This window comes from Klebsiella sp. HMSC16C06, assembly GCF_001808325.1.
Lineage (GTDB): Bacteria > Pseudomonadota > Gammaproteobacteria > Enterobacterales > Enterobacteriaceae > Klebsiella > Klebsiella variicola.
Genome location: NZ_KV793027.1, coordinates 1 through 5,828 on the forward strand (window position 1 = coordinate 1; position 5,828 = coordinate 5,828).

The 5,828-nt window shown below is 65.1% G+C and carries 7 protein-coding genes; 4 read left to right on the top strand and 3 right to left on the bottom strand.

What is annotated here, in order from left to right:
* Nucleotides 1–286 precede the first annotated feature (286 nt).
* Nucleotides 287–1,129, bottom strand: a complete 843-nt coding sequence (locus HMPREF3142_RS25960; protein ID WP_003830784.1) for a helix-turn-helix transcriptional regulator — start codon at nt 1,127–1,129, stop codon at nt 287–289.
* Nucleotides 1,130–1,246: 117 nt separating this feature from the next.
* On the opposite strand from HMPREF3142_RS25960, the gene HMPREF3142_RS25965 reads away from it, so the two are divergent.
* The 4 genes from HMPREF3142_RS25965 (at nt 1,247) to HMPREF3142_RS29665 (ending at nt 2,897) form a co-directional block, all read left to right on the top strand.
* Nucleotides 1,247–1,780 carry a carboxymuconolactone decarboxylase family protein gene (locus tag HMPREF3142_RS25965; RefSeq protein WP_003830783.1) on the top strand — a complete coding sequence of 178 codons (534 nt, stop codon included), beginning with the start codon at nt 1,247–1,249 and terminating at the stop codon, nt 1,778–1,780.
* A gap of 140 nt (nt 1,781–1,920) precedes the next feature.
* Complete coding sequence (locus HMPREF3142_RS25970; RefSeq protein ID WP_003830782.1) at nt 1,921–2,223, top strand: cytochrome P460 family protein; 303 nt, start codon at nt 1,921–1,923, stop codon at nt 2,221–2,223.
* A 73-nt stretch (nt 2,224–2,296) separates the two neighbouring features.
* Nucleotides 2,297–2,782: a uracil-DNA glycosylase family protein gene (locus HMPREF3142_RS30270; protein WP_020309195.1), complete on the top strand. Its 486-nt coding sequence runs from the start codon at nt 2,297–2,299 to the stop codon at nt 2,780–2,782.
* Entirely contained in the window at nt 2,685–2,897 is a 213-nt protein-coding gene (locus HMPREF3142_RS29665) for a uracil-DNA glycosylase family protein (protein WP_223866296.1), read from the top strand. The genes HMPREF3142_RS30270 and HMPREF3142_RS29665 overlap by 98 nt, the downstream gene beginning before the upstream one ends.
* A gap of 183 nt (nt 2,898–3,080) precedes the next feature.
* Here the strand turns inward: HMPREF3142_RS29665 and HMPREF3142_RS25980 are convergent, their stop codons facing one another.
* Nucleotides 3,081–3,965: a LysR family transcriptional regulator gene (locus HMPREF3142_RS25980; protein ID WP_003465017.1), complete on the bottom strand. Its 885-nt coding sequence runs from the start codon at nt 3,963–3,965 to the stop codon at nt 3,081–3,083.
* 95 nt (nt 3,966–4,060) lie between these two features.
* Complete coding sequence (locus HMPREF3142_RS25985) at nt 4,061–5,788, bottom strand: Mu transposase C-terminal domain-containing protein (RefSeq protein WP_003830779.1); 1,728 nt, start codon at nt 5,786–5,788, stop codon at nt 4,061–4,063.
* Nucleotides 5,789–5,828: the final 40 nt, after the last annotated feature.

Consider the following 5,828-nt stretch of genomic DNA (forward strand, 5'->3'; position numbering starts at 1 on the left):
GATCCATCAGGCAACGACGGGCTGCTGCCGGCCAATAGCCGACAATGACGACACTGGAAATCCCCGCCTGTGAGCGTCGGCTCAGGGCGGGACAGCGTCATCCAGCTACCTGCGCCACTGACTCAGCCTTGTCCAGCCGGCCGCGCCGCACGAACAGACTGACCAGCCGTTGACGGATCGCCACCTGGAGTTCCGCCAGTTGTTCCGGCGTGATGCGAATTTCACCCGCTCGACGAGCGCAACACCGGCGCCGCCTACGCCAAGAACCGGCGAATCGAACTCAAACTCACGAACCGCTGAGCGCCGCGTCACCGCGCTGCTGCGCCAGCCAGTCGCGCGGGGCGCAGCCCATGCGCACGCGGAAGGCGCGCGCCAGAGCGTTCGGGCTGCCGTAGCCGACGCGGTCGGCCACCACCGCCACCGGCCGCCCCTGCTTGAGCAGGGTGCAACTGACGTTCATCCGCCAGTCGGCCAGATAGTCGCCCGGCGTGACGCCCACCGCGTCCTTGAACGCGGCGGCGAAGCGCGCGCGTGACATGCCCGCCTTCGCCGCCAGCGCCTCGAGCGACCACGCGGTCTGCGGCGCATCGTGCATGGCGGTTATGGCGCGCGCGAGTTTCGGGTCGGCCAGGCCCGCCAGCAGTCCGGTGGCGCCAAGCCGCCCATCCATCAGATAACGCAGCAACTGGATCAGTAGCAACTCGCACAAGCGGTCGATGGCGGCCTGCCGACCGCACTGGTCGCGCTCGGCTTCGGCAAACAGCAACTCTAGCGTCGGCCCGAGGCCGGGCAAGTCCGCCAACGGAATCAGCAGCATCGACGGCAAGGCCATGGCCAACGGATTGCCCGTCGAAGCGCCCAGGTCGACCTCCGCACACAACTGCTCAGCGGTATCGCCGGGGGCGGCGACAAAACGATGCGACGCCACGCGCGGATAAAACAGCAGGCTCGGCTCGGTAACCAGCAGATCTTCATGCACGGGCGAACGCGCCGTAATCGGGCCGCGCCGCACCAGATGGATATAGCCATGCGGCGCCGCGTAATGATGCTGCCCACAGAAGGCGCCGCTGTGAAAAACGCGCGCCGAAAGCGAGTAGTGCCGGAGCAAGCCGGCCAGTCGATCCGCCATTCCACTCTCCATATAAGACGATAGGTTACGTATTTGATACTTTACGTGCCATATCGTACCAAACAAAGGGCGATCATGCCCACGTGCTCTTGCACCTCACCCACTACGGAGATAGACATGACCCAAATCGCCCCCCTGACCATCGACACCGCTGACGCCGCTACCGCTGCCACACTCAAGGCCGTCAAAGCCAAGCTTGGCATGGTGCCGAACCTGTTCGCCACGCTGGCCCACGCGCCGGCGGCGCTCAATGGCTACCTCGGCTTGTCCGAAACGCTGGGCACCGGCCGCCTGAATGCCTCCCAGCGCGAGATCGTTGCGCTCGCTGCCGCTCAAGCCAATCGCTGCCAGTATTGCCTGAGCGCACACACCCTGATCGGCAAAGGTGCCGGACTGTCGGCAGAGGCCATCGCCGCGGCCCGCACCGGCCAGGCGGCCAACGCACTTGACGATGCAATCGCCGGCTTTGCCCGCGCGCTGGTCGAGCAACGCGGCGTGGTGTCGGCCGACGCCATGGCCAACTACCGCCGCGCGGGGCTCGACGACGGCCTGATACTGGAAGTGATCGCCAACGTCGCGCTGAACACGCTCACCAACTACACCAACCACATCGCCGACCCCACGGTGGATTTCCCCGTGGTCGCCGTCTGATCTCCATAGGCATATAAGGAGAACACGATGAAAATCGCACTCACCGGCGCTCTGCTCGCCAGCGCCCTCGTCCTGCCACTGGCCGTCACGGCCGGCGACTAAAGGCCTCGGCCGAGCACTACCGCAAGACCGGCAAGTTCTTGGACGGCGCCACGCTGGTGAAAGAGATCCGCAAGCTCGAAACCAGCGCCATGACCACTGGCAACCCTGTGGTCTGGGGTTCCGATGCGGCCGTGTGGTTCGTGATGGTCAAGGACGCCAAAGGCCGTTTCGCCAGCAACCCCTTGTGGGGCGACGGCTGGGGCTGGGCGCTGTTCAAGGCCGACGCCCCCGCCAAGAATGTCGCCGTCAGCTACGAAGCCGACTGCATGGGCTGCCATGTGCCGGCGGCCAAGACCGACCGCGTATTCATCCAGGGCTATCCGACACTGACCCAGCACTGACTTGCTGCCGGGTTACGCTTCGCGCAGGATGGCACCTCCGTCCTGCGCGAGCCACCCTTTCCGGAAGCGCGCCATGCCGACACTCGACGCCTTTCTGACCGACGTCCGCGCCTGCACGCGCTGCGCACCGCATCTGCCACACGGCGTGCAGCCGGTCTTCCAGTTTCACCCGAGTGCGCCCATCCTCATCGCCGGCCAAGCACCGGGGGCCCGGGTCCATGCCTCAGGCGTGCCCTTCGACGACGCCAGCGGCGCGCGTCTGCGCGCCTGGCTGGGCGTGGACCGCGACACCTTCTACGACCCTACCCGCATCGCCATTCTGCCCATGGGCTTCTGTTATCCGGGCACCGGCAAAAGCGGTGACCTGCCGCTACGCCCGGAGTGCGCCCCCCGCCTGGCGCGAAGCCTTCATGCAGCGTTTCGAGCGCCTGTCGCTGGTCATCGTGCTGGGCAGCTACGCCATGGACTACCACCTCGGTACTGGCAAGACGCCGCTCACCCGGGTGGTCGAAGCCTGGCGCGAGCACTGGCCGCAAGCGTTCCCCCTGCCTCACCCTAGCCCGCGCAACAATCGCTGGCTGGTGCGCAACCCCTGGTTCCAACAAGACGTGCTGCCCGCGCTGCAAGCACGCGTCCAGGCAGTCCTCACCGCCAACCCCAAGGAAACCCCATGACCGACGACACCGCCGCCATTACCGAGCTGCTGCACAAGTACTACGACACCCTGGCCTGGGCGAACGGAGACAGGCACCGGCTTTGGAGCGATGAACGACGGCTTCAGGTGCGGTAGCTGACGCCTGGGACCTCAATCACCGTATGACCGGGTCGAAAGCGGTCCTTTCTCTGACAACATCGCCCTAGCCCGCACTCAACCCCCACAACACATCCAGCACATGTTGCGTAGGCCGCTCGACGTCCCCACCACGGTGGGCAATACCAAGTTGACGCCACAATAAGGGCTGTAATGGCCGCATGACGATCCTGGTATCGGGCAATGGCGTGGAGGCTTCATGCGGCAACAACGTCGCACCATAACCGGCCGCCACTAGGCTTTTGATCGCATCGTTGTAGTTCAGTTGAATACGCGGCGTGGGCTGCCGTCCATCACTGGCGAACCACTCCGAGGTCAAGCGCGAAAGCCGAGTAGTTTTGTCATTCAGAATTAATGGCTGGGCGGCCAGCCAACCGGGGGTCACAACATCCGGGCATTCCCAGCGAGCCGGCAAGAAGGCCATGACCGGGTCCCGCCGCCATGGCTCGATCCGCAATTCCTTCACCGGGGTCTGTGGCAGCGCGACCAGACCGATCTCCAAAGAGCCCTCGGCAAGCTTCTTCAAAGTTTCCTGCGACGTGAGCACCGCGACCTGCACATCGATAGCGGGATGGCGTTGGCCCAACGTCTCCAAAGCTTGCGGCATCAACTGTGCGATGGCCCCTGTGGAGGCACCCAGCCGCACACGCCCGGCCAAGCCCTGCACCTGACGCTCCACGTCCTCAAGCGCCTGCTCCGCATCCGCCAACAGGCGCCGCGCGCGCTCCACCAGCGTTTCTCCAATCGCCGAAGGCTGAATGCGCCCACGTGTGCGCGACAACAGCTTTCCGCCAACCCGCGACTCCAGGTCGGCAATATGCAAACTGACCGTGGGTGGCGCGAGGTGCAGCACACGGGCCGCCTCGGCAAACGAACCCAGGTCGGCAATGGCCACCAACGTGCGCAGACGGTCCAGGCTGATTTCGCGCATGAGTCACTCCTTGTTCAGAAAAGCTGAATTTCATCGTTTAGAAATTCAACTTTTCCTATCTTAGCCCCTCACTGAAGATTGGAACTCCTGATTTCCTATGTCCGAGAGCATTCCATGGCAAGTCCTCTTATATTCATCGACGGCGACCACTCCTCGATCTGATCGAACGGTTTGGCCGGCGGCAGGTTGTCTGCCTGCGGGTCAGCCATGTCCACATCCGGCGGTATGGGCTTGGCCGGTGGCTCCGACGTCTTGAGGTGCTGGCGGCGATCAGCGTCGCGCCGCGCCTTGCGCGTGGCCTTCTGGGCGGTGGTCACGATCTCGCGCATCTGCCCGATCATGCGGAACAGCGCCGACTCGTCCACCTGCTCGCGCCCGAGCTGACGCAATTTGGCCAGCGCCTGGCGTTGTTCCCAGAGGGTGACGGCCGGATGGGACAAGGTGCGGTAGTGGATCTCCAGATAGTGCTGACCTTCCGGTTCCAGTACCCAGATGCGGCTGATGTCGCGCGGATCGCGCCGGATCAGGAAGGCGGGCAAGCGCTCGCGCCGGGCAATCCACGGCTTGAGGGCGTCGGCGTAGTAGTGGATGTGGTCGATGACAAAGCCGGTGCGGGTCAGGGTGCGGCGGATCACCGGCAGGAAATCGACCAAAAACGCGGTGGGGCGGGTAACGACGGCCGGGACGCCAACGCGCTCCACGGCCTCGGCCCAGCGCGCGGCCGGCGGCTGGAGCAGGCCGTTGTGCACGGAGCCGTGATAGGTGCCTACCGCCAACGCGAGCCAGCGCTCCAGCTCGCGCAGCGTCAGGGTGGCCATCTTCTCGGAATCGTACTCGCCGCGCTGGCCGGGATTGGAGAAGGTCGTCCCCGGTAATTCGTCGTGGATCATCTGCATCGCCGTGCCGATGATCCGTTCCACGATGCCGCCGTAGTGCGGCTGGCCTGGTGGGCGATAGTCCAGCCGGATGCCATGCTGTTCGCAGCCACGGCGCAGCGCTTCGCTTTTGAACTCGGCCGCGTTGTCCAGATAGAGCAGCCTGGGCTTGCCGCTCATCGGCCAGTCCATTTCCACATTCAGCCCTTCCAGCCAGGGCCGCTTGTCGCAGGCGGCATGCGCGAGGCATAGGCCGACCGAGACGGCGGACGGCGCTTCCAGCGTGACCACCATGCCGAGTACGCAGCGCGTGAACACGTCGATGGCGAGGGTCAAATATGGGCGGCCAATCGGTTGCCGGTCGCGCTCGTCGACCACGATCAGGTCGATGACGGTGTGGTCGATCTGCACCTGTTCCAGCGGCATGGTGACTTCTGGCGGAATGCCACCCGCGCCTTGCAAGGGACGGGCAGCGTCCTGCCCGCCCCGGCTGCGGGCTATTTTCGCCGGGTGTAGTCCGGCAATCCGCTGGGCCACGGTGTTGCGCGCCGGCACCGGCAGCTTCTGGGTTTTGCACGCCTGCGCGACTTCGCGGTGGAACGCCGCCAGGCTGCGTTTCTGCTTGGTCAGGAAGCGCTTTTGCAGCAGCTCGCGGATGATGCGCTCGACCGGTTCCGGCAAGCGCCCCTTGCCTTTGCCGCCGCCGGATCGGCCGGGCGTCAGGTCTGTTACCAGGCCAGTACCCTGCCGGGCGCGACGGATCAGGACATATACCTGTCGCCGGGACAGGCCCAGCGCTTGGGCTGCCTCATCGGCGGCTTCATGCCCGACCACCTCAAGCGCTGCCAGTGGCCCGATGATTTCCGTCCGGTGCCGGGCTTGCGCCCATGCCTCGTCGGGCAGGGTGGCCACGCCTTGCGCGGCAATCGGTGGAGTGTCTGATGTCATGCCCAAACCTCGCTTTGGTGCACACGAGTATTGAGCATAG